Genomic DNA, 26,634 nt, shown 5'->3' on the forward strand with positions numbered 1-26,634 from the left:
AACATGAGGGGCGGCGGCTGTTGAAAGGCGTTACGGCTCAGCCTTCGGAATAGACCCGCGGCACTCGGCGCAGATTGCAGAAGATCTGATAGGGAATGGTGCCCGCGTGTGCAGCTACGTCGCTGGCCAGCACGTTCTTGCCCCAGAGTTCGACGCGACTGCCCAGACCTGCCTGAGGCAGACCGGTCAGGTCAACACTCAGCATGTCCATGGACACACGACCTACCAGCCTGGAGGGCTGGCCGTCGATGAATACCGGTGTTCCGGTCGGCGCCTGACGCGGGTAACCGTCGGCGTAACCCATGGCCACAACCCCAATGCGCGAAGGACGATCCGTCACGAAGGTAGCGCCGTAACCCACAGGCTCACCTGCAGCCAGCTCGCGGACGCTGATGATCTTCGATTCCAGCGTCATGACCGGTTGCAGGCGATCCGCCAGCGGCTGCGACTCGCCGAACGGCGTGGCGCCATAGAGCATGATGCCGGGCCGCACCCAGTCGCTGTGAATGGTCGGCCAGCCCAGCACGGCGGGCGAGTTTTTCAGGCTGGTCTCTGCCGCGAGTCCCTCACGAGCCGCTTCAAACACCGCGACCTGATCATCGCTGGTCGAACAGTTCAATTCGTCGGCACGCGAAAAATGGCTCATCAGCACAATCCTGGCCACCTTGCCGGTTGCCAGCAGACGCTGATACGCGCTGCGGTACTCCGACGGATGCAGGCCGACACGGTGCATGCCGGTGTCCAGTTTGAGCCACACCATGATGGGCCTGGCGAGACGTGCCTGCTCGACTGCCTCCAGCTGCCACATCGAGTGCACGACCGTCCACAGGTCATGCTGAGCAATCAGCGCCAGCTCATCGGCCTCGAAAAAGCCTTCCAGCAGCAAAATCGGCGCGGTGATACCGGCGGCACGCAACTCCAGCGCTTCTTCGATGCACGCGACTGCAAATCCGTCTGCCATCGCTTCCAGCGCCTGCGCGACACGCACGGCCCCATGGCCGTAGGCATCGGCCTTGATCACGGCGAGCGCTTTCGCGCCGGTGCTTTCGCGGGCCAACTGGTAGTTGTGACGCAGGGCTTGAAGATCGACAAGGGCGCGAGCTGGACGCATGGGAAAGGTATTGCCTGAAGAGGTTGTAAAAAAGCCCGACGCCGAGGGTGCGTCGCCGGGCCAGGGAAACGTTATGGCAGTGCAGCGACCACCGACAGCTCGACCAGAATTTCCGGTTCGCACAACTTGGCTTCGACGGTAGCGCGGGCCGGAGCGACGCCTTTTGGCAGCCACTTGTCCCACACGCTGTTCATGCCTGCGAAGTCGGCATCGATGTCTTTCAGGTAAATGGTCACGGACAGGATACGGGTCTTGTCGGTGCCTGCCAGATCGAGCAGACGCTCGATGCTGTCCAGCGTTTCCTGGGTCTGCTTCTCGACACCGGCGGTCATGTCATCACCCACCTGGCCCGACAAATAGACGGTGCCGTTGTGGACGACGATCTGACTCATGCGCTCATTGGTGAGCTGGCGCTGGATTGACATGCTTTGCGTTCTCCTGGGTACTGCCATAGCGAGAGATATCAAGGCCTTCGGCACTGATCTGGGGTGTCTTGCGAGCCATGAGGTCGGCGAGCAAACGGCCGGAACCGCACGCCATCGTCCAGCCCAATGTGCCGTGGCCGGTGTTGAGGAACAGGTTGCGGAACGGCGTGGCACCCACGATCGGCGTGCCATCCGGCGTGGTAGGACGCAGCCCGGTCCAGAAACTGGCCTGGGTCAGGTCGCCGCCCTGAGGATAGAGGTCACCGACGATCATCTCCAGTGTTTCGCGCCGACGCGGGTTGAGCGACAGGTCAAAACCGGCGATTTCAGCCATGCCGCCGACGCGGATACGGTTGTCGAACCGGGTGATTGCGACCTTGTAGGTCTCGTCGAGAATGGTCGAGGTCGGGGCCATGGCCGCATTGGTGATCGGGATCGTCAGCGAGTAGCCCTTGAGCGGGTAGACCGGAGCCTTGATGCCCAGCGGCTTGAGCAGCTTCGGCGAGTAGCTGCCCAGTGCCAGTACATAGCGGTCAGCGGTTTCCAGTTTGCCGTCGATCCACACACCATTGATGCGGTCACCGGCAAAATCCAGACGCTCGATGCTCTGCCCGTAACGGAACTCGACACCCAGTTTCTCGGCCATTTCGGCCAGACGCGTGGTGAACAGCTGGCAATCGCCGGTCTGATCGTTGGGCAGGCGCAGCGCACCGCTGAGTATTCCGGTCACGCCCGCCAGCGCGGGTTCGACGCGGGCGATGCCTTCGCGGTCGAGCAACTCGTAAGGCACGCCGGACTGCTCGAGCACAGCGATATCCTTGGCGGCGTTATCGAGTTGCGCCTGAGTGCGGAACAATTGGGTGGTGCCCAGGCTGCGGCCTTCGTAAGCGATGCCGGTTTCCAGACGCAACTCGTCGAGACAGTCGCGGCTGTACTCGGACAGACGCACCATACGCTCCTTGTTCACGGCATAACGGCTGGCCGTGCAGTTGCGCAGCATTTGCGCCATCCACAGATACTGATCGATATCGGCCGTGGCCTTGATCGCCAGCGGTGCGTGGCGCTGCAGCAACCACTTGATCGCCTTGAGCGGCACACCCGGCGCGGCCCACGGCGAAGCGTAGCCCGGCGAGACCTGACCGGCGTTGGCAAAACTGGTTTCCATGGCGGCAGCTGGCTGACGATCAACCACTGTGACCTGAAAGCCTGACCGCGCCAGATAGTAGGCACTGGTTATACCGATCACACCACCACCAAGGACCAGAACGCGCATGTCGATGACCTCATCGCGGATATCCGCTGACGTTTTGAAGTTTTAAGCAAGGATGTGGCCAGTATATTGAGCATCGAGCAGTGCTTTTAACTGTATAAATGTCTATATTCGGTGTTAATCCACGGCAAAGATTGCTTTCGTAGAGGGGATATAAATCTTGCGCACCCAACACCAGTCAAAACGTGAGCTGGACAAGATAGATCGCAATATCCTGCGAATCCTGCAGGCGGATGGACGCATCTCGTTCACCGAACTGGGCGAGCAGGTCGGCCTGTCAACCACACCTTGCACCGAACGGGTCCGCAGGCTGGAGCGCGAAGGCATCATCATGGGCTACAACGCCCGGCTGAACCCGCAAAGCCTCAAGGCCAGTCTGCTGGTATTCGTGGAGATCAGCCTGGATTACAAGTCTGGCGACACGTTCGAGGAGTTCCGCCGCGCGGTGCTGAAATTGCCCCACGTGCTGGAGTGTCATCTGGTATCGGGAGACTTCGACTATCTGGTGAAAGCGCGCATTTCCGAAATGGCGTCCTACCGGAAACTGCTGGGCGACATCCTGCTCAAGCTGCCGCATGTGCGCGAGTCCAAGAGCTACATTGTGATGGAAGAAGTGAAAGAGAGCCTGAACCTGCCGATTGCCGACTGAACTGTACGCTTACACCAGCACCTGCCGGGTCGAAGCGATATAAGTGTGGATCTGCTTTTCGACCCGCGGATGGATCAGTTCGACCGGGCGGCGGCCGTTGGGGCATGGCAGGGTTTCAGTGGTGCCGAACAGGCGACAGATCAGCGGGCGTTCGTCGTATACCGTGCAGCCCTGAGGCCCGAGGTGCACGCAGTTCAGCTCGTTCAATGCCGCTTCCTGCTCGGCGGCAGTCTTGCGCGGCAGGCGGGCCATTTCTTCGGACGAGGTGGTCACCGGACCGCAGCAGTCGTGGCAGCCGGGCACGCACTCGAACGAAGGAATCTGGCGGCGCAGCTCGCGGACTTTCTGAAGGTTGCAGCTCATTGAAACGATCACCCGGACACAATGCAGGGATTTTGCCTGAGTTGGCAGGTCCATGACAGCAGCTTATCCTGCCGAGACTTTACAGCGCCGCCAACAGGACATGTCCATGAACGCCCGCGTTCAGCACCCCGCTCATCAAGACTCGCACACCGCCTCGTACTACGCCGCCAGCAGCCATCCGCAGCCGGATCATCCGGCATTGCAAGGCGAGGTTAAGGTCGATGTGTGCGTGGTCGGCGGCGGGTTCTCCGGGCTCAACACGGCCATAGAACTGGCCGAGCGCGGTTTGAGCGTGGCGTTGCTGGAAGCCCGCAGGATCGGCTGGGGTGCCAGCGGGCGCAATGGCGGTCAGTTGATTCGCGGCGTCGGGCATGGCGTGGAGCAGTTCGCCAATGTCATTGGTAACGACGGGGTGCGTCAGCTCAAGCTGATGGGCATCGAGGCGGTCGAAATCGTGCGCCAGCGGGTTGAAAGGCATGGCATCGATTGCGCGCTTAAATGGGGCTACTGCGACCTGGCCAACAAACCGCGCGACATGACCCATCTGGCCGAAGACGCCGAAGAACTGCGCAGCCTGGGTTATCGGCATGAGCTGGAACTGGTGCCGCCAGACCAGATGCGCAGCGTAGTGGGCTCGGATCGTTATGTCGGCGGACTGATCGACATGGGCTCCGGGCATTTGCATCCCTTGAATCTGGCGTTGGGCGAAGCCGCTGTGGCGCAGTCACTGGGTGTGCAGTTGTTCGAACATTCCGAGGTGACGCGCATCGACTACGGCCCGCAGGTCAAGGTGCACACCGCGCAGGGCTCGGTGCTGGCCAAGACTCTGGTGCTGGGCTGCAACGCTTACCTGAAGGACCTCAACCCGGAGATCAGCGGCAAGGTACTGCCCGCAGGCAGCTACATCATCGCGACCGAACCCTTGAGCCCGGCACAAGCCAATGAACTGCTGCCGCAGGACATGGCGGTCTGCGACCAGCGCGTGACGGTGGATTACTACCGGCTTTCCGCTGACCGGCGCCTGCTGTTCGGCGGTGCCTGTCATTATTCGGGCCGTGACCCGCAGGACATTGCCGCTTACATGCGACCGAAAATGCTGGAGGTGTTCCCGCAACTGGCTGGCGTGAAGATCGATTATCAGTGGGGCGGCATGATTGGCATCGGGGCCAACCGCCTGCCGCAGATCGGGCGGCTAAGGGATCAGCCAAACGTGTACTACGCCCAGGCCTATTCCGGCCACGGCGTGAACGCCACGCACCTGGCGGGCCGCCTGTTGGCCGAAGCCATCGCCGGACAGCACAGCGATGGCTTCGAACTGTTCGCGAAAGTCCCGCACATGACCTTTCCCGGCGGCAAACACCTGCGCTCGCCGCTACTGGCGCTGGGCATGCTCTGGCACCGTTTGAAAGAGCTGCGTTGACCCGCGCTATTCCCTCCAGAAAGACTTCATTGCCTCGACTCTGGCCTGCCGAAAGTCGATGCCGATATCGCGAAGCTGGTCATCCGTCAGTTCCAGCAATGCGCGGCGGGATGTCCAGCGATGACGATACAGCGCCCAGCGGCTCATGCCCGTCGGCACGCAGACACGGTTGTTCTGAACGGCCTTGAACACCACTGGCTGGCTCTCGTTCAGTTCCTGGCTGTGAAACGCTAATCGTACGTCGCTGAACCCGTTCATTTCCGGTTCCTCCATCGGGGTGGGTTTCCACCGCTCAACACACCAGCCCTGACAACGATCGTTCCCAACGCTTGAGTGGTGAGCGTGAATCCATGATGAAGGGGATTGCCAAACCATTACAGATTCAAAAACGACTTATATTTTCCATACAGACAATTCAAAAAGGATCCTGAATGCTGTATTTTTTCGTCATCTGTATTGCTTCATTGCTAAATTAATTTTGAGAGTACGCCATGACGCTGTACGTCAACCTTGCCGAAATGCTGGGCTCGCGGATCGAAAAGGGTTTCTATCGCCCCGGCGACCGCCTGCCTTCCGTGCGCGCGCTCAGCGTCGAACATGGTGTCAGCCTGAGTACGGTGCAGCAGGCATACAGGGTGCTGGAGGACAGTGGACTGGCGACACCGAAACCCAAATCAGGCTACTTCGTTTCGGCTTCCCGCCAGGCTCCGGCGCTTCCCGTGGTGGGGCGTCCGGTGCAGCGACCTGTGGATATCTCGCAGTGGGATCAGGTGCTGGACCTGATCCGGGTATCGCCCCGTGAGGCGGTCACCCAACTGGGGCGCGGGATGCCGGACGTGTCCAGCCCGACCCTGAAACCGCTGATGCGCGCGCTGGGCCAGTTGAGTCGCCATCAGGACATGCCCGGTCTGTATTACGACAACATCCACGGCGTGCATACACTTCGCGAACAGATCGCCCGCCTGTTGCTCGACTCCGGCTGCAATCTGACCGCCAATGACCTGATCATTACCTCGGGCTGTCACGAAGCGCTGTCGGCGAGCATCCGCGCCGTCTGCTCGCCCGGTGACATCGTGGCGGTGGATTCGCCGAGCTTTTTCGGCGCCATGCAGACCCTCAAGGGCCTGGGCATGAAGGCGCTGGAAATCCCCACCGACCCGCTGACCGGCATCAGCCTTGAAGCACTGGAGCTGGCGCTGGAGCAATGGCCGATCAAGGCGATTCAGTTGACGCCCAGTTGCAACAATCCGTTGGGCTACGTGATGCCGGAAGAGCGCAAGCGAGCCCTGTTGATGCTGGCGCAGCGCTTCGACGTGGCAATCATCGAAGACGATGTGTACGGCGATCTGTCCTTCTCGTACCCGCGCCCGCGCACCATCAAGTCCTTCGACGAGGACGGTCGCGTGCTGCTGTGCAGTTCGTTTTCCAAGACCCTCGCGCCGGGTTTGCGCATCGGCTGGGTCGCGCCCGGGCGCTACCTGGAGCGGGTGCTGCACATGAAATACATCGGCACCGGCTCGACAGCGCCGCAGCCGCAACTGGCGATTGCCGACTTCATCGAAGGCGGGCATTACGAACCGCACCTGCGCCGCATGCGCACGCAGTACCAGCGCAGCCGCGACGTGATGATCGATTGGGTCATGCGCTATTTTCCGCAGGGTACGCGGGTCAGTCGCCCGCAGGGCAGCTTCATGCTGTGGGTGGAACTGGCCGAAGACTTCGACACCGTGCGTCTCAACCGCGCACTGCTGAGCAAGAACGTACAGATCGCCGTGGGCAGTATCTTTTCCGCCTCGGGCAAGTACCGCAATTGCCTGCGCATGAACTACGCTGCCAAGCCGACACCGAAAATCGAGAGCGCAGTACGCATCGTTGGCGAGACCATCTCGCAGCTGATTGCGCAAAATGACTGACGTTGGCAAATTTTTCCCGCTTTTGCCGGTCTTATCGCCAAGTCGAGCCAAGCCTGGTTGTGGATATCAATTTGAAGAACTCATGGGCCTTGCCCTTTTCCCTGCTGGTTGCGCTGTGCGTCAGCGGTTGCGCACATCAAGCACCACTCGGTGAGCCAAGCCAGGCCATTGCGTCTTCGGATTCAGCCTTCGGCCGGTCGATCCAGACGATGGCGCAGCCTCACGAAGGGCGCTCGGGCTTTCGTCTGCTGCCCGACAGCAGTGACGCGTTCAAGGCGCGTGCCGAGCTGATCCGCAATGCCAAAAGCAGCCTCGATCTGCAGTACTACATCGTCCATGACGGCCTGAGCACCCGGGCGCTGATCGACGAGCTGCTCAACGCCGCCGACCGTGGCGTGCGCGTGCGCATCCTGCTGGACGACACCACCAGCGACGGCCTGGATCAGGCTATCGCCACCCTCGCCGCGCACCCGAACATTCAGATCCGCCTGTTCAATCCGCAGAACCTGGGACGCGAGACGGGCATCACCCGCAGCCTCGGCAGGCTGATGAATCTCTCGCGCCAGCATCGACGCATGCACAACAAGCTGTGGCTGGCGGACAACAGCGTGGCCATCGTCGGCGGGCGCAACCTGGGTGACGAGTATTTCGACGCCGAGCCCAACCTGAATTTCACCGACATCGACATGCTCAGCGTTGGACCGGTCGCCGAACAGCTGGGACATAGCTTCGATCAGTACTGGAACAGCACGCTGAGCAAGCCGATCGATGACTTTATGTATTTCCTGCCGGACACCAAGGACCTGGCCAAGGCCAGAAAACGGTTGGCGGCCTCGCTGGAGGAGGCGCATCAGCAGCACAGGGCGCTGTATGAGCGCCTGATGGCCTACAAGACCGAACCGCGTATGAAGACCTGGCTCAACGAACTGGTCTGGGCCTGGAACCAGGCATTGTGGGACGCGCCGACCAAGGTGCTCGCGCAGGGCGAACCCGACCCGCATCTGCTGCTGACCACACAACTGGCTCCGGAACTGCTCAATACCCGCAAGGAACTGATGCTGATCTCGGCCTACTTCGTGCCGGGTCAGGAAGGCCTGCTGTACCTCACCGGCCGCGCCGATGCGGGTGTGGACGTCAGCCTGCTGACCAACTCGCTGGAAGCCACCGATGTACCCGCCGTGCACGGAGGTTATGCGCCCTACCGCAAGGCGTTGCTGGAACATGGCGTCAAGCTGTTCGAGCTGCGCCGTCAGCCGGGCGATGTCGAAACCATGCGCGGCAGCGGCCCGCACCTGTTCAGGAAAAGCCAGTCGCTGGTCAGCTCCGAATCCAGCCTGCACAGCAAGGCGATGATTTTCGATCGCCGCAAGGTGTTCGTCGGCTCGTTCAATTTCGACCCGCGTTCGGTGCTGTGGAACACAGAGGTCGGTGTGCTGGTCGACAGCCCGGAGCTGGCCGAAGAGCTGCGTGAACTGACGCTGCAGGGTATGGCGCCTTCACTCACTTACCAGGCGAAGCTGGAAGATGGCAAGGTGGTCTGGGTGACCGAGGACAATGGCGTCATCCACACGCTGTACACCGAGCCCGGCGACTGGTGGCGGCGCTTCAACGCCTGGATGAGCAAAGCAATCGGCCTGGAGCGGATGCTCTAAGCCTGCGCAGCGCTCAAGCCGAACGCCCCGCGCCTCATGGTCAGGATCAGCAGGCCGAACGCCCCTGCCGCCATCAACAGCGGCAAGGCATCAATGCTGATCCACTGACTGCCCGCGCCTGCGGCCAGAGGCCCGAGCAGACACCCTATACCCCAGAGCTGAGCCACATGCGCGTTGGCCCGCACCAGCGCATCGTCGCGATAGCGTTCGCCGATCAGAATCAACGACAGCGTGAACAGTCCGCCAGCGCTGGCACCGAACAGCACCCAAAGCGGCCAGATCACCACGGTGTTGACCAGTAACGGAATGGCCAGACTGGACAGCATCAACGCGCTCGCGCAGCCGGTGAACAGCGTGCGGCGAGAGATCTTGTCTGCCAGCAGACCAATCGGCAGCTGCAGCACCGCGTCGCCAACCACGACAGCGCTGACCATCATCAAGGCGATTTCAGGCGTGAAGCCATGCCGGATGCAGTAGATCGGCAGCAGCGTCAGGATCAGCGCCTCGAACGCTGCAAACAGCGCAACCGCGCCCGCGATGGCCGGCATGCCGCGACAGAACCCGAGCAGGTCGGCAAAGGTCACGCTGGCTGACTCTGTGGAAGGGGCACCGGTTCGGCCCAGCAGGAGCAACGGGGAACACGTCATGAGCAGCACGCCGATCCAGAAACCGTAGTCGGCCTCGGTGCCGATGAAGCCCAGCAACAGCGGGCCTGCGAGCTGACTGAGTGCGTAGGTGCTGCCATACAGCGCAACGAGCCGTCCGCGCAGGCGCTCGATTACCAACTGGTTGATCCAGCTTTCACCCAGCACGAAAACGATGGTCAGGATCATGCCCAGCATCAGGCGCAGGACCAGCCAGACCGGGTAGTACGGCAGCAACGCCAAAGCCCCGACTGACACCGCCCCGCACCACAGACACAGCCGCATCAGGTTGGCCGTCCCGAACCGCGAGGCCAGCGCGCTGGCCACGCCTGCGCCGACCAACACACCGACCGCAGGCATCGCCGCCATCACGCCGATGGCAAACGTGCCGTATCCCCAGTCCGCGAGCCTCAGCGAAACCAGCGGCATACTGACGCCAATAGCCAGACCGACACTCAGGATCGAGGCCAGAACGGCAAAATAAGTACCCCAACGCATTTCCGTGTTCCTGCGGGTGAAGATTCAAAGCCGAAAGCTGATCGTGCCCATCGCTTTGCGTCACATTCGAGAGCGGACGCAGAGCGTCCTGAGCGGCGTTACCACGCAGAGCATGGGAACGATCAAGCGTCCCCGCGCTGAACGGGGACGCTTAAGGAGAACAACTAACTTACAGCTTGATCCAGGTCGCTTTCAACTCGGTGTATTTGTCGAACGCGTGCAGTGACTTGTCACGGCCGTTGCCCGACTGCTTGAAGCCACCGAACGGCGCAGTCATGTCGCCACCGTCGTACTGGTTGATCCAGACACTACCGGCGCGCAGGGCCTTGGCGGTCAGGTGCGCCTTGGAGATATTGGAAGTCCAGACAGCAGCGGCAAGGCCGTATTGCGTGTCGTTGGCAATCTCGATGGCCTCTTCGGCGGTATCGAAAGTCAATACCGACAGCACAGGCCCGAAGATTTCTTCCTGAGCGATTCGCATGGCGTTGTTCACGCCATCGAAGATCGTCGGCTCGACGTAGGTGCCGCCGGTTTCTTCCATGATGCGCTTGCCGCCCGCGACCAGTTTGGCGCCATCGGCATGACCGGCTTCGATGTAGGACAGCACGGTGTCCATCTGTTGGGTATCGACCAGCGCACCCACATTGGTGGCCGGGTCCAGCGGGTTGCCCGGCTTCCAGCCCTTGAGGGCTTCGATGACCAGCGGCAGGAAACGGTCCTTGATGGAGCGCTCGACCAGCAGACGCGACCCGGCCGTGCACACCTCGCCCTGGTTGAAAGCAATTGCACTGGCGGCAGCGTGGGCAGCGGCTTCCAGATCAGGCGCATCGGCAAACACGATGTTCGGACTCTTGCCGCCCGCTTCCAGCCAGACACGCTTCATGTTCGATTCGCCGGAGTAGATCAGCAACTGTTTGGCGATCTTCGTCGAACCGGTAAACACCACGGTGTCTACGTCCATGTGCAGTGCCAGCGCCTTGCCGACGGTGTGGCCGTAGCCCGGCAGCACATTGAGCACGCCTGCGGGAATGCCCGCCTCTATGGCCAGTTGCGCAATACGAATGGCCGTCAGTGGCGATTTTTCCGAAGGCTTGAGCACTACGGAGTTACCCGTCGACAGCGCAGGACCGAGCTTCCAGCAGGCCATCATCAGCGGGAAATTCCACGGCACGATGGCAGCGACCACACCGACCGGCTCGCGCGTCACGAGACCCAACTGATCATGGGGGGTCGCAGCGACTTCGTCATACAGCTTGTCGATGGCCTCGCCACTCCAGCTCAGCGCGTTGGCGGCACCTGGAATGTCGACACCCAGCGAGTCGCTGATCGGCTTGCCCATGTCCAGCGTTTCAAGCAGCGCCAGCTCGTCGGCATTCTGCTTCAGAAGCCCTGCGAAACGGATCATGGCCGCCTTGCGTTTGGACGGAGCCAGGCGAGACCAGACGCCCGAGTTGAAGGTGCTGCGAGCACTGGCGATGGCGCGCTCGGCGTCGGCAGCATCGCAACTGGCGATACTGGCCAGGACGCGGCCATCCACCGGACTGATGCAATCGAAGGTTTCGCCGGACGCAGCGGGTGTGTACTCACCCTGAATGAAGGCGCGACCTTCAATCTTCAGGTTCTGGGCACGCTTTTCCCAGTCGGCGCGGGTCAGAGCGATCATGCAGATGTCCTCGTTGTTGAACAGGCGTGTGTCATGATTGATTAAAGACACATTTCGCAATTTCGGGGTGACCGCCACCCTAAACCAGCCGCGTAGCAAAACCAATATATTTGACACCCGTAACGCTTAATGCGGCCATTTGTTGATTTTATTAAACGGTCAGACGACTCAAAACGGGGGCACTATTGCCCGCCACGCCGCTCAAATCCATCACATCAGCCTATAGGACACGCCACTATGAGCATCGAAAGCATTGTCGACTTCAGCGAAGCCAGCACCGCCGCCGAGCACTACCGGCCAGCACCGGAAAAGGTGTTCAAGGGCGATCCGCAACAAACCATCTACAACCACTACAACAGCCCCTGCGGACAGATGAACGCCGGCGTCTGGCAAGGTGAGATCGGGCAATGGCAGGTCAATTACACAGAGCATGAGTACTGCGAGATCGTGCAGGGCGTTTCAGTACTGCGCGACGATCAGGGTCGCGCCAAGACGCTGCGGGCCGGAGACCGGTTCGTCATCCCGGCAGGTTTCAAGGGCACGTGGGAAGTGCTGGAAGCCTGTCGCAAGATTTATGTGGTGTTCGAGGCCACAGATATAAATAAGTAACGCCAGACGACGGGGCGAATGGATGACTCTGGGATTGTCCATTCCGGACACCATTCATAAGGATTATGTACATGACCAACAAGGAAATCCTCCTGGCCCTTCAGCACCTGATCGGCACCCGCTACGTACCGACCGTGAAAGCCTATATCACCGAGTTGACAGGTAGAACCCGTGTCGTAGGCCCTCTGGACGCGAGCGACAGGATGCTTGATCCCAATCGCATCCGGATCGCTGCCGACGATGCAGACCTGATCACGGCATTCAGCTTCGCCTGATCGTCGCGATGCCGAGCGATCGCTCAAATGTCAGACACAAAAAAGCCCGCCATAAGCGGGCTTTTTTGTGGGAGACAGAATCAATTACTTGATTTTGCCTTCCTTGTACATCACGTGCTTGCGTACAACCGGATCGAATTTTTTGATTTCGATTTTATCCGGAGTAGTACGTTTGTTCTTGTCGGTGGTGTAGAAATGGCCTGTACCAGCGCTCGACACCAAACGGATCAATTCACGCATGATTCTCTCCTTAAATTTTGCCGTCGCGACGCAGTTCAGCGAGCACAACTTCAATGCCACGCTTGTCGATGATACGCATGCCTTTAGCAGATACGCGCAGACGAACAAAACGCTTCTCGCCTTCAACCCAGAAGCGGTGATGCTGCAGGTTTGGCAGGAAACGACGACGGGTTTTGTTGTTTGCGTGGGAAATGTTATTCCCGGTTACCGGACCCTTACCGGTAACTTGACAGACTCTCGACATGCCTCAGCCCTCTAAAACCACATGCCCAACCCGGCATGGGTTGGCCGCTTAATCTCTCAGTCATTTGGCGCCAGGCGCCGCGTTTCTTTAAGGGTCTTACCGGCTACACCTACAGTGAAGGAACCGGGCCCCTAGAAAAGAGCGCTGCTTTATACCAGAAAGCCTTGCGCGCAACAACAGGCAATGCACTCTACAGCAATCGGGCAAGCCTTGCGCGACGGCTGAATCAAGCGATGCGGGGCGCTCTGGCAAAAAGACCGCTCGTCGCTCTGCAGCGATTGTTCTGCGCCAGCACATGGTCTAGGGTTAGTCCCTCACCAGACTGCGCCGGCAGATGGGGCCCTTTCTGAACAGGAATTTCGCCATGCGCCTTGCTGCACTCCCCTTTTTGCTTGTCCCGCTGCTGCTCCCGATTGCCGCTCAGGCGTCGAGCCTTGCGGTCTGCACCGAAGCCAGCCCCGAAGGCTTCGACGTGGTGCAATACAACTCGCTGACCACCACCAATGCCTCGGCCGATGTGCTGATGAACCGTCTCGTGGATTTCGATGCCCAGAGCGGCAAGCTGGTGCCGAGCCTGGCAGAAAGCTGGACCGTCTCCGAGGACGGCCTGACCTACACCTTCAAGCTGCGCCCGGATGTGAAGTTCCACACCACGGATTACTTCAAGCCCACCCGAGAACTGACGGCCGACGATGTGCTGTTCAGCTTCCAGCGCATGCTCGACCCGCAAAACCCATGGCACAAGGTCGCCCAGAGCGGCTTCCCGCATGCGCAGTCCATGCAGTTGCCTGCACTGATCAAGACCATCGATGCGCCTGACGCTCACACGGTGAAATTCACCCTCAACCGTGCCGACTCGACGTTCCTCGCCACGCTGAGCATGGGCTTTGCCTCGATCTATTCAGCCGAATACACCGCGCAATTGCTGAAGGCGGGTACGCCAGAGAAACTGAACAGCCAGCCCATCGGCACAGGACCGTTTGTATTCAAACGCTTCCAGAAAGACGCCGTGGTGCGTTACGAAGCGTTCGACGATTACTTCGCAGGCAAGTCCGATATCGACACGCTGGTGTACGCCATCACGCCGGACGCCAATGTGCGCCTGCAGAAGATCCGCCAGAACGAATGCCAGATTGCCCTTTCGCCCAAGCCACTCGATATCCAGGCCGCCAGCAAGGACGCTTCGTTGAAGGTCGAGAAAACCGAAGCCTTCATGACCGCGTTCGTGGCGATCAACAGCCAGCATCCGCCGTTCGACAAGCCGGAAGTCCGTCAGGCCGTTAACCTGGCTTTCGATAAGGCCAACTACCTCAAGGCCGTATTCGAGGGCACTGCTGAAACCGCCAAAGGGCCTTATCCACCCAACACCTGGAGTTTCGCCAAGGACCTGCCCGGCTACCCTCACGACGTTGCCAAAGCCAAGGCTCTGCTGGCCAAGGCCGGCTTGAAGGATGGTTTCAAGACCACCCTTTGGACACGTCCGTCCGGGAGCCTGCTGAACCCGAACCCGAGCCTGGGTGCGCAATTGCTGCAGGCTGACCTGAAGCAGATTGGCATTGATGCAGAAATCAGGGTCATCGAGTGGGGCGAGCTGATTCGTCGCGCCAAGGCGGGCGAGCATGATCTGCTGTTCATGGGCTGGGCGGGTGACAATGGCGACCCGGATAACTTCCTGACGCCGCAGTTTTCCTGCGCGGCCGTGCAGTCGGGCACCAACTTCGCCCGCTATTGCGACAAGACGCTGGACACGCTGATCAGCGACGGCAAATCCACCAGCGATCAGGCCGCCCGCAGCAAGCTCTACCATCAGGCACAGACGCAGATCCAGCAACAGGCCCTGTGGATCCCCCTCGCCCACCCGACCGCCGCCGCACTGGTGCGCAAGGACGTGACGGGCTATCAGGTCAGCCCGTTCGGCCGGCAGGATTTCTACAAGGTGCAGGTGAAGTAGCTCTTTCGCAGTTGATCGCGCCCATGCTCCGCGCTCATCGTTATACACAAATCATCTGGCTATGATGATCGTTCCCACGCTCTGCGTGGGAATGCCGCTCAGGACGCTCCGCGTCCGCTCTCGAATGTGGCGCAGATGTGTGCCCAAGCTCCAGCGTTATCCACGTCATGCGCTTGGCTCACTGATTCCGCAATCTGTGCCATTTGTGACGCGGAGCGTCACGGGAGGCATGCCCACGCGGAGCGATGGGCACGATCAGTGTTGAGGCTGACTTGTGTATAACGATGAGTGCTCCGCGTGGGCGCGCAACACGCGCTACATCAACCCCCGCTCCACCATCGACAACGGCTCGCCGTCACCCACGATCACGTGGTCCAGCACCTGAACATCCACCAGCAGCAAGGCTTCCTTCAGGCGCCTTGTCAGGTCGATATCGGAACGACTGGGGTCAGTGATGCCGGAAGGATGGTTGTGGCACAGGATCAGGCTGGCGGCGTTGTGGGCCATGGCGCGCTTTACCACCTGCCGGGGATGTACGTACGCCGAGTTGATTGTGCCGCGAAACAGTATCTCGAAGGTCATGACCCGATGCTTGTTGTCCAGAAACAGGCAGCCAAAGACTTCGTGCGGCTCATGACGCAGCAATGCCTTGAGGTAGTTGCGGACCTGAAGAGGACTTTCCAGTGCCGAATCACGACGTAACGATTCGGCCATGTGCCGACGCGCCATTTCCATGACCGCCTGTAACTGCGCGAACTTTGCAGGCCCCAGACCCAGCTGTCCGGTGAATTCGTCCAGATTCGCATCCAGTAACGGTCTCAGCCCGCCAAACTGATTCAACAAATGACGGGCCAGGTCTACAGCGCTTTTTCCGGCCACTCCGGTGCGCAAAAAGATCGCCAGCAACTCGGCGTCCGACAGGCTGTCTGCCCCCAGTTCCAACAAACGTTCCCGTGGGCGTTCGGCCGCGGGCCAACTGCGAATACTCATAGCACTTCCCTGTGGTTGGGCACCTGTTCCGGTGCGGTCGCTGTGCTATCTTAGTCCATCTTTTTTACGCGACGATCTGGCCTGGGGAGGCGTCCTGGCCGTCGCGTCAACACTTGACCAAAAAGGCAGGCCTATGCAGCGGCTGTATCGAAAACGCATCGTTCTGGGCGTCGGCGGCGGCATTGCCGCCTACAAGAGCGCCGAGCTGGTTCGCCGGTTGCGCGACCTGGGTGCGGAAGTCCGTGTCGTCATGACGCGGGGCGGGGCCGAGTTCATAACACCCCTGACCATGCAGGCGCTTTCCGGCCACCCTGTGCACCTGGACCTTCTGGACCCTGCCGCCGAAGCGGCGATGGGGCATATCGAGCTGGCCAAATGGGCAGACCTGATTCTCATCGCGCCCGCGACCGCCGACCTGATCGCACGCTTGGCACAGGGCATCGCCAATGACCTGCTGACCACCGTCGTGCTGGCGACGGATGCGACCGTCGCCATCGCCCCGGCGATGAACCAGGCCATGTGGCGCGACGCGTCGGTACAGGCCAACACCCGCCTGCTGGAAGAGCGTGATTTCCGTGTATTCGGCCCTGCCTCCGGCAGCCAGGCCTGCGGCGACGTGGGCTTCGGGCGCATGCTTGAACCCAACGATCTGGCGCAGTGCGCAGCCGATTGCTTTCAGCGCCTGAGCCTGACCGGCAAACATGTACTGATCACCGCCGGCCCAACCCAGGAAAACATCGACCCGGTGCGCTATATCACCAACCACAGCTCCGGCAAAATGGGTTTCGCCCTCGCTGAAGCGGCTGTGGAAGCCGGTGCGCGCGTCACGCTGATCACCGGCCCCGTGAACCTGCCGACACCGGATCGCGTTTCGCGTATCGATGTGGTGAGCGCCCGCGACATGCTGGCAGCTTGCGAAGCGGCGATTCCCTGCGACCTGTTCATCGCCTCGGCCGCGGTTGCGGATTACCGCCCGGAAGTCATCGCGCCCCACAAACTCAAGAAAGATCCTACGAACGGCGACGGCCTTTTGCTGCAGATGGTCCGCAACCCGGACATTCTGGCCACCATCGCCACCCGCCCGGATCGCCCGTTCAGTGTCGGTTTTGCCGCCGAGACCGAGCATCTTCTCGACTATGCTGCACGCAAGCTCAAGGACAAGAACCTCGACCTGATCGTCGCCAATGACGTGGCCAACCCCAGCATTGGCTTCAACAGTGAAGAGAACGCCTGCAGCGTGATCGACCGAGCGTTGCACGCAACGCTTTTCGCCCAGACCAGCAAGGCCAAGATTGCCCGCAAGCTGATCACTTTTATCGCCGACCGCATGAATCAGGTTTAACTACGAATGCACGCTCTACAAGCCAAGATCCTCGACCCTCGCATTGGCAACGAATTTCCGCTTCCGGCCTACGCCACTGTCGGCTCCGCCGGCCTGGACCTGCGCGCCATGCTCAAGGAAGACACTGTCCTGGAGCCGGGCCAGACCTTGCTGATCCCGACCGGCCTGTCGATCTACATCGGCGACCCGGGCCTTGCCGCGATGATCCTGCCGCGCTCGGGCCTGGGCCACAAACACGGCATCGTGCTGGGCAATCTGGTAGGCCTGATCGACTCCGATTATCAGGGCGAGCTGATGGTGTCCTGCTGGAACCGTGGCCAGACTGCATTCACTATTTCGATTGGCGAGCGTATCGCGCAACTGGTGCTGGTGCCTGTGGTACAGGCGCACTTCGAACTGGTTGAAGAGTTCGATGAAAGTCAGCGTGGCGCAGGCGGCTTCGGGCACTCCGGCAGTCACTGATCGCCGACCGAAGCGTCGCACCGGTTCAAGGGATGAAGCGTGGGGAGAGGTCGTTGAAAGGCAGTCAGAACAGTCCGTCAAAACAACCCGTATCGGCCGCCTACCCGCTGCCCGCCGCGAACATGCAATCGCTTTCCCCAGGGCTGGTTCCCGCAGCTGCGGGGCTGGTTATCGCGTTGGTCGTCGCATGGCTGGGCGTCTCGAACAGCCCGCAGGAGCAGGACCGTCTCACCCAGGCATGGGGCACCAGTCAGGCGCAGGCGGTCAATCTGGCCCTGAGACAGATCAGCGCCGACACCCAGGCGGCTGCCTCCGGCCCACTGCTGATCCAGGCCCTGCAAGGCAACGACGCTGCTGCGTTGATCGCGGCGCAGGATCGCCTGACGCGCTGGGATGGTCTGGCTGGCGCGCGCCTCAATCCCAAGGGTCTCGCGGATGTGGACCCGAGCGGCCCGCTGCCTGTGACCTACGCCACCCTCGACATGCTGAACAAGGCTGCACGAGGCGAGACGGTTGCCCCTGAAGCACGCAAGACCGGCGAGCGCTGGCTGATCTACAGCGCAGCACCTGTACGCTCCGCCCCTGGCCAGCCGGTCAGTGGAACCTTGCTGCTGGCTTTCGACCCGCAACGTCTGACCAGCGCCTTGCCAGCCATTGAAGAGGATGCCGGGCGGGTCGTGCTGAGCCAGCAGTTTGGCAACGGGCCGGCACAGATTTTTCTTGAGCGAGGCCAGGCCGACGGCGGCAAGCCGCAGATTTTCGACACAGGCTATCCGGGCTGGAAACTTGAATTCACACCTGGCCCGATGTCAAAAAGTTCGTCCCCGATTCTATTCCTGCTGCTGGCTGCAATCATCGCCGCAGCGGGCGTAATCCTTGGGATGTACCGCAATGAGAGGGCTTTGCAGCGGCTCATTTGCGCTGACGCTCGTCAGCTGGATCAGTTGCTTCAAGAACTCTCGAGCGGAAAAGCCGTCAAACCGTTCGGTTTGAGCCTCCCTGCCCTTGGCGGCCTGGCTCAGGCTCTGGCTCGTGTTTCGCTTCGTAATCAACCCCAGGCAATACCTGCGCTGGCTACGGACAAGGAATACGACCCGAATATCAAGACAGGCAGCGCGTCGAATACAATCGCTGCTCCCGGCAGCGATTGGACAGACCCGCTGTTTCAAGATACCGATATTCTCGATATCGACCTTCTCGACGAAAACCAGGACTTCCTGAGATCGGAGCACCCCATCGCTATGAACAGCCCAGCATCCGTGGCACCCAAACTCCCTGATACCATTTTTCGCGCCTATGACATCCGTGGCGTGGTCGGGGACACCCTCAGCGCTGAGACCGCCTACTGGATCGGCCGCGCCATTGGCTCCGAGAGCCTGGCGCAGAACGAACCCAATGTCAGCGTTGGCCGCGATGGCCGTCTTTCCGGCCCCGAGCTGGTTGAACAACTGATTCTAGGCCTGCACGACAGCGGCTGCCACGTCAGCGACGTCGGCCTGGTGCCGACACCTGCGCTCTACTACGCAGCCAACGTGCTGGCAGGCAAGACCGGCGTCATGCTGACCGGCAGCCACAACCCGAAGGACTACAACGGCTTCAAGATCGTGATCGCGGGCGACACCCTGGCCAACGAGCAGATCCAGGCGCTGCACGAGCGCATCAAGACCAACAACCTGACCTCGCAGAAAGGCAGCGTCACCAAGGTCAACATCCTCGATCGCTATTTCAAGCAGATCAAGGACGACATCGTCATGGCGCGCAAGCTCAAGGTCGTGGTCGACTGCGGCAACGGCGCGGCGGGCGTGATCGCTCCGCAACTGATCGAAGCGCTTGGCTGCGAAGTGATCTCCCTGTTCGCAGAGGTTGACGGCAACTTCCCGAACCACCACCCGGATCCGGGCAAACTGGAAAACCTTCAGGACCTGATCGCCAAGGTCAACGAAACTGGCGCCGATCTGGGCCTGGCTTTCGACGGTGACGGCGACCGTGTCGGCGTCGTGACCAACAAGGGTAACGTGGTCTATCCGGACCGCCTGCTGATGCTGTTCGCGCTGGATGTGCTGAAGCGCAATCCAGGTGCAGACATCATTTTCGACGTCAAATGCACACGCCGACTGACGCCGCTGATCAGCGAACACGGTGGCCGTCCGGTCATGTGGAAAACCGGTCACTCGCTGATCAAGAAAGAAATGAAGAAAAGCGGTGCCCTGCTCGCTGGCGAAATGAGCGGCCACATCTTCTTCAAGGAGCGCTGGTTCGGTTTCGACGACGGTATCTACAGTGCGGCACGCCTGCTGGAGATTCTCAGCCAGGAGTCGACCTCTGCCGAAGACCTGTTCGAGACCTTCCCGAACGACATTTCGACGCCTGAGATCAACATCAAGGTGACGGACGTCACGAAGTTCAGCATCATCGAAGCCCTTGAAAAAGACGCCCAGTGGGGCGACGCCAAACTGACCAGCATCGACGGAGTCCGCGTAGACTATCCGAAGGGCTGGGGCCTGGTTCGCGCGTCAAACACCACTCCGGTTCTGGTGCTGCGCTTCGAAGCCGAAACCGAGGCCGAACTGCAGCGCATCAAGGATGTGTTCCACGCCGAGCTCAAGAAAGTTGCGCCGGACCTCGATCTTCCTTTTTGATTGCTTTCCCATTTGACTGGAGCCCTGAATGACCCTCGAACGTGATGCCGCCTCTAATGTAGCCAAGGTCCTTTCCGAAGCGCTGCCTTACATTCGCCGCTTTGTCGGCAAGACGCTGGTTATCAAGTACGGCGGCAACGCCATGGAAAGCGACGAGCTGAAAACTGGCTTCGCTCGCGACATCGTGTTGATGAAAGCAGTGGGCATCAACCCGGTGGTCGTCCATGGCGGAGGGCCTCAGATCGGTGATCTGCTCAAGCGCCTGTCGATCGAAAGCCACTTCATCGATGGCATGCGCGTCACCGATGCCCAGACCATGGACGTTGTGGAAATGGTTCTGGGCGGCCAGGTCAACAAGGACATCGTCAATCTGATCAACCGTCATGGCGGCAGTGCCATCGGCCTGACCGGCAAGGACGCGGAGCTGATTCGTGCGAAGAAGCTGACCGTCACCCGTCAGACGCCGGAAATGACCAAGCCTGAAATCATCGATATCGGCCATGTGGGCGAAGTGGTCGGCATCAATACCGATCTGCTCAACATGCTGGTCAAAGGCGATTTCATCCCGGTCATCGCGCCTATCGGCGTGGGTGCCGACGGTGAGTCCTACAACATCAACGCCGACCTGGTCGCGGGCAAGGTTGCCGAGGCCCTCAAGGCTGAGAAACTGATGCTGCTGACCAACATTGCCGGCCTGATGGACAAGCAGGGCCAGGTCCTGACGGGCCTGACCACCGAGCAGGTGAACACGTTGATTGCCGACGGCACGATCTACGGCGGCATGCTGCCAAAGATCAAATGCGCGCTGGAAGCCGTGCAGGGTGGCGTGACCACTTCACACATCATCGACGGACGCGTTCCGAACGCCGTGTTGCTGGAAATCTTCACAGACACCGGTGTAGGCACTCTGATCAGTAACCGCAAGCGCTACTGATCACATCGTCTCAGCTACAAAAAAGGCCCCGCCAGCAGACGCTGACGGGGCCTTTGTTTTTTCAGACGGATCAGCGGGTCAGTTGCTGCACGCGCACTCTGTCTGCTGCAAAGTCTGCCTCGGCCCTGGTGCGTGCGGCCTGATAGCCTGCGATGTCGGCCTGCAATTTCTGCTGCTGGCTGCGCAGGTCATCCAGTTGCTCGATGATCGCTTGCGGAACCGGACGCCCTGCCCGCTCCTGATCAGCGGCCTGGCCTTGAAGAGAACGCTGTTGATTGGCAAGACCCTGAATATTGCCCTGGGCAACATCGATCAGGGTATCCAGCTCGGCCAGCTTGCGGGTTTTTACCCGGTCCACTTCTTCGACGCTGCCGTACAGGCTGAGAAGTTTCGCGTTGGCCTCGGCCTGAACCTTGGCGGCTTCGGCCTGACGAATCTGTTCGGCAGTGGGTGCTGGCGGGATCACCTGCACCACACGGCCCCGGGCGTTGAGCACTTCATAGCCTTTGGCGACGTACTCGGCCGGCACACCCAGGCGGTCGATGACCGTGACGCCGCGACTGTCGATGTACCGGTAAAGCCGCACCTCGGGAACGTCGGCAGCCTGCACGGCAGTGCTCGCAAGCACCGCGAGCGACAGCCACAGCGTCAACGCGCCCGATCCGCGTACAAGCCTCTGCAATGCGCCTGACGGGCATCGCTTCTGCGCCCGCCAGAACGGCATGTCAGATACCGTACTGTGCGCGGTAGGCTTCGACAGCAGGCAAGTGCTGCTTGAGCTGAGGATCGTCAGCGAGGAATTCCAGCACCTGATTCAACGACACGATGCTCACCACCGGAATGCCGAAGTCGCGCTCGACTTCCTGAATGGCCGACAATTCGCCGTTGCCACGTTCCTGACGGTTGAGCGCGATCAGTACGCCCGCAGCCTTGGCGTCCTGCGCACTGATGATCTGCATGACTTCACGAATGGCGGTACCGGCCGTGATCACGTCGTCGATGATCAGTACATCACCGGCCAGCGGTGCGCCGACCAGACTGCCGCCTTCGCCATGCGCCTTGGCTTCCTTGCGGTTGAAGCACCAGGGCAGATCACGATCATGATGTTCGGCCAACGCCACAGCCGTCGCGGCCGCCAGCGGAATGCCCTTGTAGGCTGGCCCGAACAGAACATCAAAGGAAATGCCGCTTTCGACCACTGCTGCAGCGTAGAAACGCCCGAGCTGCGCCAGGGCCGAGCCGCTGTTGAACAGACCGGCATTGAAGAAGTACGGGCTGGTGCGTCCAGACTTGAGCGTGAACTCACCGAAGCGCAGCACGCCGCGATCTATGGCAAAACGAATGAAATCGCGTTGATACGCCTGCATAAAAAAAGCCTCGAAAGCACGGATTTAGCTAATTGGGTAGAGCTCGGGTATCATACACGCACGTGATTTTTGGGGCCATTTATGCGGATCATCAGTGTGAACGTAAATGGCATTCAGGCTGCGGTCGAGCGCGGGTTGCTCAGCTGGCTGCAAGCTCAGAATGCCGACGTCATCTGCTTACAGGACACCCGCGCCTCCGCCTTTGAACTGGATGATCCAGCTTTTCAGCTGGATGGTTACTTCCTCTATGCCTGCGAAGCCGAAGTCCCCGCTCAGGGTGGCGTGGCGCTTTATTCGCGGTTGCAACCGAAGGCGGTGATCAGCGGCCTCGGCTTCGAGACAGCCGACCGCTACGGGCGTTACCTGCAAGCCGATTTCGACAAAGTCAGTATTGCAACCCTGCTCTTCCCTTCCGGGATGAACGGGGATGAAGACCTGAATCAGAAATTCAAGCTCATGGACGACTTCGGCAAGTACATGGACAAGCAGCGCCGCAAGCGCCGCGAATACATCTACTGCGGCTCGCTCTATGTGGCGCAGCAGAAGCTCGACATCAAGAACTGGCGCGACAGCCAGCAGTCTCCTGGTTTCCTGGCACCCGAGCGCGCCTGGATGGACGAGATCGTGGGCACCATGGGCTATGTCGATGCACTGCGTGAAGTCAGTCGCGAAGGAGACCAGTACAGCTGGTGGCCGGATAACGAACAGGCCGAGATGCTGAACCTGGGCTGGCGTTTCGACTACCAGATCCTGACTCCAGGTCTGCGCCGTTTCGTGCGTAGCGCCCGTCTGCCCCGCCAGCCGCGCTTTTCGCAGCACGCGCCGCTGATTGTGGATTACGACTGGACCCTGACGATGTGATCGTCACGCGACACCCGAACACGAAAAAGCCGACTTGATGTCGGCTTTTTGTGCTGCCTGCGATTGCGTTTACTTCAGCAGACGCCAGGTGAACGGGTAGCGATAATCCACCCCTTCGTTGGCCTTCACGCCGGCAATGATTGTCAGCACCAGAGCACCAAGCCCCACCAGCATCAACAATGCAAAGCCGATCACTACGACCATCAGCAGGATGCTGATCGTGGCCGCAATAGCGACCGTGATCTGAAAATTGAGCGCTTCCTTGCCCTGTGCATCGATAAACGGGTCACTTTCCTTCTTCATCTGCCAAAGGATCAACGGCCCCAGCAGATTGCCGAACGGAAAGAGCATCCCGAAGAACGCAGACAAGTGACAGAACATCGCCCATTGACGGGCGCTTTGAGCCGGTTTCTGCACAGGATGCTGGCTGTCACTCATGGTCACGCTCCAGGATTATCAGTCGGCCAGTGCGGCGCGCTGCAATTCGAACAATTCGGTCATACCCTTTTGCGCCAACGCCAGCATCGCGTTCAGCTCTTCAGGCTGGAACGGCGCGCCTTCGGCGGTGCCCTGCACCTCGATGAAGCCGCCTGCGCTGGTCATGACCACGTTCAGGTCGGTCTCGGCAGCGGAGTCTTCCAGATAGTCCAGATCGAGCACTGGCTCACCCTGATACATGCCGACCGACACCGCAGCAATCATCTGCTTGAGTGGATCGCCGCCTTTCAGACCGCCACGCTTCTTGATCACTTTCAAGGCATCAGCCAGCGCAACCATAGCGCCGGTGATGGACGCGGTACGTGTGCCACCGTCGGCCTGGATGACATCGCAATCGACGTACAGGGTGACATCGCCCAGCTTGGACATGTCCAGCGCAGCGCGCAGCGAACGACCGATCAGGCGCTGGATTTCCAGCGTACGACCGCCCTGCTTGCCGCGGCTCGCTTCACGCTGGTTACGCTCGCCGGTGGCGCGCGGCAGCATGCCGTATTCGGCCGTCAACCAGCCCTGGCCCTGGCCTTTCAGGAAGCGCGGCACGCCATTCTCGACGCTGACGGTGCAGATCACCTTGGTGTCACCGAACTCGACCAGCACAGAACCCTCGGCGTGTTTGGTGTAGTTGCGGGTGATGCGGATCGAGCGGAGCTGATCGGCGGCGCGACCACTTGGACGTTTCATCTGGGATACCTGTACTGAGACGGAAAACTGCCGAGCATTATAGAGGCCATCGTCCGGACAGGGCATCTCTTAAAGTCGGCGCCGCCCGACCGCCAAGGCTGAAAGGCTCTGAAACGGGGCTTTGAGCCACTATCCGCGCTGGCAAAAAAAGTCTTGCACGGTTTGACACACTGCCGGATTGGGAGCCTGCGCCGCACTGCGCTACAATCCTGCGCCTTTGCAGCCTGTCGGCTTTCACGACACCCACGGCAGCCGTCCGCCCCATGAGCGGACTCGACCGCCCGGACTGAATCAAGAGGTATTCCCATGGTGCACAGCATGACTGCCTTCGCCCGAGTAGAACGGGCCGGTGCCCAGGGCACACTGAGCTGGGAACTACGCTCGGTCAATCATCGCTACCTTGAGCCCCATCTGCGCCTGCCCGAGTCATTCCGGGATCTGGAAGGCGGGATTCGCGAGGCGCTGCGCCAGGGTCTGTCGCGGGGCAAGGTCGAATGCACCTTGCGCTTCGTCGAGGAAACCGCAGGCAAACCCCTGCAGGTAGATCGCGAGCGCGCCAGCCAGTTGATCGCTGCAGCGGAATCGGTTGCCAGCCTGATCAAGCAGCCCGCTCCGCTAAACCCGCTCGAAGTGCTGGCCTGGCCCGGTGTGCTGGTGGCCGATGCCAACGATCCGCAAGCGCTGAACAACGAAGCCCTGACGCTGTTCAACGAAGCACTCACCGAATTGAAGAACGGCCGCGGCCGTGAAGGCGCGGACCTGGCGAAACTTCTCGACGAACGGCTGACCTCCATCACTGAAGAAGTCGTCACCCTGCGCACCCTCGTACCGCAGATGCTCGCCACCCAGCGCCAGAAAGTACTGGATCGCTTCGCCGACATGAAGGCCGAGCTGGATCCGCAGCGTCTGGAGCAGGAAATGGTCCTGCTGGCGCAGAAAAGCGATGTCGCCGAAGAACTGGATCGCCTGAGCACTCACGTCACCGAAGTACGCCGCGTGCTCAAGACCGGCGGCCAGGCGGGTCGCCGCCTGGACTTCCTGATGCAGGAACTGAATCGCGAAGCCAACACACTGGGCTCCAAAGCCTTCGACCCACGCAGCACGCAAGCGGCCGTCAACCTGAAAGTGTTGATCGAGCAGATGCGTGAACAAGTACAGAATATTGAGTAAGGCTGAACCTGACATGACCCACAAATCCGGCACCCTGTACATCATTTCCGCGCCCTCCGGCGCAGGCAAGACCAGTCTGGTCAATGCCCTGATCCAGGCTCAGCCGCAGATCCGCGTCTCGGTGTCGCACACCACCCGCGCCATGCGTCCGGGCGAGCAGGACGGGGTGAATTACCACTTCGTCGACCGCGCGGAATTCGCACGCATGATCGAACACGGCGACTTCCTGGAACAGGCCGAAGTCTTCGGCAACCAGTACGGCACTTCGCAAAGCCACCTGCAACAGACGCTGGATGAAGGCCACGACCTGATTCTGGAAATCGACTGGCAGGGTGCCCAGCAGGTTCGCGCACAGATGCCTCACGCCCGCTCGATCTTCATTCTGCCGCCAAGCCAGCAGGCCCTGCGTCAGCGCCTGACCAACCGCGGCCAGGACAGCGACGAGATCATCGAAAACCGGATGCGTGAAGCCGTCAGCGAGATGAGCCACTACATCGAGTACGAATACATCGTGGTCAACGATGATTTCGCCGGTGCACTGGAAGACCTGAAGTCCATCTTCCGCGCCAATCGCCTGACCCAGCAGCATCAGCAAGAGCAATACAGCGAGCTTTTTCAGCAATTGCTGGCTTGATCGGGACGTTTCAACGCGGCAGACTGCAGGTCATACAAAGACCGTTTGTGGCATGCCGCTTGCTGCTTGCAGCAGTCCGCTTGTAAACTACCGAGTCCGCTCGCCCATCCGGGCACCGCGCATACGCAT

Annotated in this window: 28 protein-coding genes; 14 read left to right on the forward strand and 14 right to left on the reverse strand. The window is 60.4% G+C overall.

Annotated features, from left to right (window positions below):
- Positions 1–37: 37 nt before the first annotated feature.
- The 3 genes from alr to dadA all read right to left on the reverse strand — a co-directional run bounded on the left by alr (position 38) and on the right by dadA (position 2,809).
- Entirely contained in the window at positions 38–1,111 is a 1,074-nt protein-coding gene (alr, locus tag AC0IXS_RS13985) for an alanine racemase (RefSeq protein WP_122690908.1), read from the reverse strand.
- A 71-nt stretch (positions 1,112–1,182) separates the two neighbouring features.
- On the reverse strand, positions 1,183–1,536 hold the full coding sequence (locus AC0IXS_RS13990; RefSeq protein WP_004887130.1) for a RidA family protein: 354 nt from the start codon (positions 1,534–1,536) through the stop codon (positions 1,183–1,185).
- Positions 1,508–2,809 (reverse strand): D-amino acid dehydrogenase, encoded by a 1,302-nt coding sequence (gene dadA / locus AC0IXS_RS13995; RefSeq protein WP_025993197.1) that lies wholly within the window; start codon positions 2,807–2,809, stop codon positions 1,508–1,510. The genes AC0IXS_RS13990 and dadA overlap by 29 nt, the downstream gene beginning before the upstream one ends.
- Before the next feature lie 157 nt (positions 2,810–2,966).
- On the opposite strand from dadA, the gene AC0IXS_RS14000 reads away from it, so the two are divergent.
- Positions 2,967–3,455, forward strand: coding sequence for an Lrp/AsnC ligand binding domain-containing protein (locus AC0IXS_RS14000; RefSeq protein ID WP_057409574.1), 489 nt, complete (start codon positions 2,967–2,969; stop codon positions 3,453–3,455).
- Between the two features lie 9 nt (positions 3,456–3,464).
- On the opposite strand, the gene AC0IXS_RS14005 is transcribed toward AC0IXS_RS14000, so the two are convergent.
- Positions 3,465–3,818 (reverse strand): YkgJ family cysteine cluster protein, encoded by a 354-nt coding sequence (locus AC0IXS_RS14005; RefSeq protein ID WP_004887135.1) that lies wholly within the window; start codon positions 3,816–3,818, stop codon positions 3,465–3,467.
- A gap of 106 nt (positions 3,819–3,924) precedes the next feature.
- Between AC0IXS_RS14005 and AC0IXS_RS14010 the strand changes: the two genes are divergently transcribed.
- Positions 3,925–5,238, forward strand: coding sequence for an NAD(P)/FAD-dependent oxidoreductase (locus AC0IXS_RS14010; protein ID WP_025993196.1), 1,314 nt, complete (start codon positions 3,925–3,927; stop codon positions 5,236–5,238).
- 6 nt (positions 5,239–5,244) lie between these two features.
- Here the strand turns inward: AC0IXS_RS14010 and AC0IXS_RS14015 are convergent, their stop codons facing one another.
- Positions 5,245–5,496 (reverse strand): DUF1127 domain-containing protein, encoded by a 252-nt coding sequence (locus AC0IXS_RS14015; RefSeq protein ID WP_057409573.1) that lies wholly within the window; start codon positions 5,494–5,496, stop codon positions 5,245–5,247.
- Between the two features lie 233 nt (positions 5,497–5,729).
- Here AC0IXS_RS14015 and AC0IXS_RS14020 point away from each other — a divergent pair, with 233 nt between their 5' ends.
- Both AC0IXS_RS14020 and AC0IXS_RS14025 read left to right on the forward strand, forming a co-directional pair.
- Positions 5,730–7,151: an aminotransferase-like domain-containing protein gene (locus AC0IXS_RS14020; protein ID WP_029241362.1), complete on the forward strand. Its 1,422-nt coding sequence runs from the start codon at positions 5,730–5,732 to the stop codon at positions 7,149–7,151.
- A 71-nt stretch (positions 7,152–7,222) separates the two neighbouring features.
- Positions 7,223–8,803, forward strand: coding sequence for a phospholipase D family protein (locus AC0IXS_RS14025; RefSeq protein ID WP_122667950.1), 1,581 nt, complete (start codon positions 7,223–7,225; stop codon positions 8,801–8,803).
- Here AC0IXS_RS14025 and AC0IXS_RS14030 read toward each other — a convergent pair.
- Both AC0IXS_RS14030 and AC0IXS_RS14035 read right to left on the reverse strand, forming a co-directional pair.
- Positions 8,800–9,945: an MFS transporter gene (locus tag AC0IXS_RS14030; protein ID WP_191957367.1), complete on the reverse strand. Its 1,146-nt coding sequence runs from the start codon at positions 9,943–9,945 to the stop codon at positions 8,800–8,802. The genes AC0IXS_RS14025 and AC0IXS_RS14030 overlap by 4 nt on opposite strands.
- Before the next feature lie 169 nt (positions 9,946–10,114).
- A complete protein-coding gene (locus AC0IXS_RS14035) occupies positions 10,115–11,608 on the reverse strand; it encodes an aldehyde dehydrogenase (protein WP_057409571.1) in 1,494 nt (497 codons plus the stop codon).
- 237 nt (positions 11,609–11,845) lie between these two features.
- Here AC0IXS_RS14035 and AC0IXS_RS14040 point away from each other — a divergent pair, with 237 nt between their 5' ends.
- Together AC0IXS_RS14040 and AC0IXS_RS14045 are read left to right on the forward strand one after the other, a co-directional pair.
- A complete protein-coding gene (locus AC0IXS_RS14040) occupies positions 11,846–12,217 on the forward strand; it encodes a cupin domain-containing protein (RefSeq protein WP_057409570.1) in 372 nt (123 codons plus the stop codon).
- Positions 12,218–12,288: 71 nt separating this feature from the next.
- Complete coding sequence (locus AC0IXS_RS14045; protein WP_004887152.1) at positions 12,289–12,492, forward strand: hypothetical protein; 204 nt, start codon at positions 12,289–12,291, stop codon at positions 12,490–12,492.
- 84 nt (positions 12,493–12,576) lie between these two features.
- On the opposite strand, the gene rpmG is transcribed toward AC0IXS_RS14045, so the two are convergent.
- A complete protein-coding gene (rpmG, locus tag AC0IXS_RS14050; RefSeq protein ID WP_004887154.1) occupies positions 12,577–12,732 on the reverse strand; it encodes a 50S ribosomal protein L33 in 156 nt (51 codons plus the stop codon).
- Between the two features lie 10 nt (positions 12,733–12,742).
- Positions 12,743–12,976 (reverse strand): 50S ribosomal protein L28, encoded by a 234-nt coding sequence (rpmB, locus tag AC0IXS_RS14055; RefSeq protein ID WP_002551514.1) that lies wholly within the window; start codon positions 12,974–12,976, stop codon positions 12,743–12,745.
- A gap of 364 nt (positions 12,977–13,340) precedes the next feature.
- Between rpmB and AC0IXS_RS14060 the strand changes: the two genes are divergently transcribed.
- Positions 13,341–14,927, forward strand: coding sequence for an ABC transporter substrate-binding protein (locus tag AC0IXS_RS14060; protein WP_057409569.1), 1,587 nt, complete (start codon positions 13,341–13,343; stop codon positions 14,925–14,927).
- Between the two features lie 315 nt (positions 14,928–15,242).
- Here the strand turns inward: AC0IXS_RS14060 and radC are convergent, their stop codons facing one another.
- A complete protein-coding gene (gene radC / locus AC0IXS_RS14065; RefSeq protein ID WP_057408110.1) occupies positions 15,243–15,917 on the reverse strand; it encodes a RadC family protein in 675 nt (224 codons plus the stop codon).
- A gap of 133 nt (positions 15,918–16,050) precedes the next feature.
- Here radC and coaBC point away from each other — a divergent pair, with 133 nt between their 5' ends.
- Genes coaBC through argB form a run of 4 tightly spaced genes read left to right on the forward strand, consistent with a single transcriptional unit; the run spans position 16,051 to position 21,294 of the window.
- The gene (gene coaBC, locus AC0IXS_RS14070; RefSeq protein ID WP_057408109.1) at positions 16,051–17,259 is read left to right on the forward strand and encodes a bifunctional phosphopantothenoylcysteine decarboxylase/phosphopantothenate--cysteine ligase CoaBC; all 1,209 of its coding nucleotides are present in this window, start codon (positions 16,051–16,053) and stop codon (positions 17,257–17,259) included.
- Between the two features lie 6 nt (positions 17,260–17,265).
- A complete protein-coding gene (gene dut, locus AC0IXS_RS14075; RefSeq protein WP_029241369.1) occupies positions 17,266–17,721 on the forward strand; it encodes a dUTP diphosphatase in 456 nt (151 codons plus the stop codon).
- A 53-nt stretch (positions 17,722–17,774) separates the two neighbouring features.
- Complete coding sequence (locus tag AC0IXS_RS14080) at positions 17,775–20,360, forward strand: phosphomannomutase/phosphoglucomutase (RefSeq protein ID WP_057408108.1); 2,586 nt, start codon at positions 17,775–17,777, stop codon at positions 20,358–20,360.
- A 28-nt stretch (positions 20,361–20,388) separates the two neighbouring features.
- Complete coding sequence (gene argB, locus AC0IXS_RS14085) at positions 20,389–21,294, forward strand: acetylglutamate kinase (RefSeq protein ID WP_004887166.1); 906 nt, start codon at positions 20,389–20,391, stop codon at positions 21,292–21,294.
- A 70-nt stretch (positions 21,295–21,364) separates the two neighbouring features.
- Here argB and AC0IXS_RS14090 read toward each other — a convergent pair whose 3' ends face one another.
- Both AC0IXS_RS14090 and pyrE read right to left on the reverse strand, forming a co-directional pair.
- Entirely contained in the window at positions 21,365–21,946 is a 582-nt protein-coding gene (locus AC0IXS_RS14090) for a hypothetical protein (protein ID WP_057408107.1), read from the reverse strand.
- Positions 21,947–22,019: 73 nt separating this feature from the next.
- Positions 22,020–22,661, reverse strand: a complete 642-nt coding sequence (pyrE, locus tag AC0IXS_RS14095; protein ID WP_004887170.1) for an orotate phosphoribosyltransferase — start codon at positions 22,659–22,661, stop codon at positions 22,020–22,022.
- Positions 22,662–22,742: 81 nt separating this feature from the next.
- Here pyrE and AC0IXS_RS14100 point away from each other — a divergent pair, with 81 nt between their 5' ends.
- A complete protein-coding gene (locus AC0IXS_RS14100; RefSeq protein WP_471824919.1) occupies positions 22,743–23,522 on the forward strand; it encodes an exodeoxyribonuclease III in 780 nt (259 codons plus the stop codon).
- A 69-nt stretch (positions 23,523–23,591) separates the two neighbouring features.
- Here the strand turns inward: AC0IXS_RS14100 and AC0IXS_RS14105 are convergent, their stop codons facing one another.
- Both AC0IXS_RS14105 and rph read right to left on the reverse strand, forming a co-directional pair.
- A complete protein-coding gene (locus AC0IXS_RS14105; protein ID WP_004887173.1) occupies positions 23,592–23,960 on the reverse strand; it encodes a DUF4870 domain-containing protein in 369 nt (122 codons plus the stop codon).
- A gap of 18 nt (positions 23,961–23,978) precedes the next feature.
- Positions 23,979–24,701, reverse strand: a complete 723-nt coding sequence (rph, locus tag AC0IXS_RS14110; protein WP_003313989.1) for a ribonuclease PH — start codon at positions 24,699–24,701, stop codon at positions 23,979–23,981.
- A gap of 306 nt (positions 24,702–25,007) precedes the next feature.
- On the opposite strand from rph, the gene AC0IXS_RS14115 reads away from it, so the two are divergent.
- Entirely contained in the window at positions 25,008–25,871 is an 864-nt protein-coding gene (locus AC0IXS_RS14115) for a YicC/YloC family endoribonuclease (protein WP_029241372.1), read from the forward strand.
- Positions 25,872–25,884: 13 nt separating this feature from the next.
- Positions 25,885–26,505, forward strand: a complete 621-nt coding sequence (gene gmk, locus AC0IXS_RS14120; protein ID WP_004887178.1) for a guanylate kinase — start codon at positions 25,885–25,887, stop codon at positions 26,503–26,505.
- The last annotated feature ends 129 nt before the right edge of the window (positions 26,506–26,634 follow it).

The sequence above is a fragment of the Pseudomonas sp. AC016 genome (genome assembly GCF_979253365.1).